The sequence below is a fragment of the Marseilla massiliensis genome, from assembly GCF_016899855.1.
Classification (GTDB): domain Bacteria; phylum Bacteroidota; class Bacteroidia; order Bacteroidales; family Bacteroidaceae; genus Prevotella.
This window is the reverse complement of record NZ_JACJJG010000202.1, coordinates 1-1,593: the sequence shown is the minus strand read 5'-3', so window position 1 is coordinate 1,593 and position 1,593 is coordinate 1. Positions and strand designations below refer to the sequence as shown.

Sequence of the window (1,593 nt, the reverse complement as noted above, 5' to 3'; positions counted from 1 at the left end):
ATGTCTTAACTCCTTAACTTCTTGACTCCTTAACTCCTGTTTAAACTCCTTCTAACTACTTTAACCACTCAAAAAAAGAAACTACAGTAGCTTTGGCAACTGATATAAGTGCATTGAGTTGCTTCCCTTGATAAGTATGCAACGGCCTTCCGGACGATGGGCTGCAATTGCCTGCTTAACCTCTTCTACGTCATTAAACTTCCGGAATGGGCAGACTGTTTTCCCGAACTCCTTTCCTACAAGCCATACTTCGTCCAGACCTGAATCTTTCAGAAAGTCAACCACCTTCTGATGTTCCTCATTGCTTACCGCACCGAGTTCTCCCATATCACCCAATATGGCCATTTTGTTGTCGGCCTTCATATCCCTGAAGTTTGTAAGCGCAGCATTCATACTGGTAGGATTGGCGTTATACGCATCGATTATAAGGCTGTTGTGTGCGGTAACCTCCAGTTCGGAGCGGTTGTTCTTGGGTACATACGTTGCCAAGGCATGGTCCACCTGTTCAGGCTTAACCTCGAAATAAAGTCCTACACAAGCGGCAGCAAGCATGTTCATTATATTATAGCTGCCTATGATATGCGTACTTACATTATGCCAAGGGCCATCCTCATGGCGCCAACGGAAGTTCAGATACGGGTCGCATACGGTTACCTCGCCATTAACTTCGGCATCAGCCACGTCTGAAATGCCATACTTTATTCTAACCAACGAACCTGCAATCTCACTCAATATAGGGTCACCACTGTTTATGAAGACCTTGCCTCCATGGTCACGCAGATAATCGTACAACTCGCCTTTGGTACGTATCACGCCCTCAAACGAGCCGAAACCGGCTAAATGCGCCTTGCCGACATTGGTTATCAAGCCGTAGTCAGGCTCGACAATGTTCACCAGTGTCTTGATTTCACCGGGATGGTTTGCCCCCATCTCGATAACAGCCATCTCGTGCTCAGGCTTGAGGCGCAGCAATGTTTTCGGCACACCGATATGATTATTGAAGTTTCCCTCGGTATAAAGAACATTGTATTTTTCGCCCAATACGGCAGCAAGCAGCTCCTTGGTTGTCGTCTTGCCGTTGGTGCCGGTAACCCCGACGATTCTCGTCCCGAGCTTACGGCGGTGGTAGTTGGCAAGCTGTTGCAAGGCGGAAAGACAGTCGTCTACAACTATATATCGGCTGTCACCGGTCTCGGCAACTTCCTTTTCGTCTACCACGGCATACGCACAACCCTGTTCAAGCGCTTTGCCCGCGAAAGCATTACCGTTAAACGAAGCTCCCTTAAGAGCAAAGAAAATTGATCCTTCTGGGCATTCACGACTGTCGGTAGTAACGGTCGGATGCTCCAAGAAAATTTTGTAAAGTCCTGATATATCCATTATAGTACTTTTATTGCACGGCAAAGATAGTGCAAGACGAGCGAAATGCAAAATAAAAGTGAGGGAAACGAAGTTTTATTTTCATTTCCGAGGCGATGCCTATTTTATCAAAAGATAGTGCAAGACGAGCGAAATGCAAAATTTAAAGGTGAGAAAGTGAGAAGGTGAGGAGGTGAGAATATAAAAATGTGGGAAAGGATAAATTATTATATC

1 protein-coding gene is annotated in these 1,593 nt (G+C 45.9%); it reads right to left on the bottom strand.

The genetic code is table 11. The features are described from left to right. Nucleotides 1–81 precede the first annotated feature (81 nt). Entirely contained in the window at nucleotides 82–1,380 is a 1,299-nt protein-coding gene (locus H6A34_RS14365; RefSeq protein ID WP_205106070.1) for a UDP-N-acetylmuramoyl-tripeptide--D-alanyl-D-alanine ligase, read from the bottom strand. Nucleotides 1,381–1,593: the final 213 nt, after the last annotated feature.

Coding starts and splice junctions, on each gene's coding strand:
- H6A34_RS14365 (WP_205106070.1), bottom strand. CDS start 1,380: ATGGATATATCAGGACTTTACAAAATTTTCTTGGAGCATCCGACCGTT.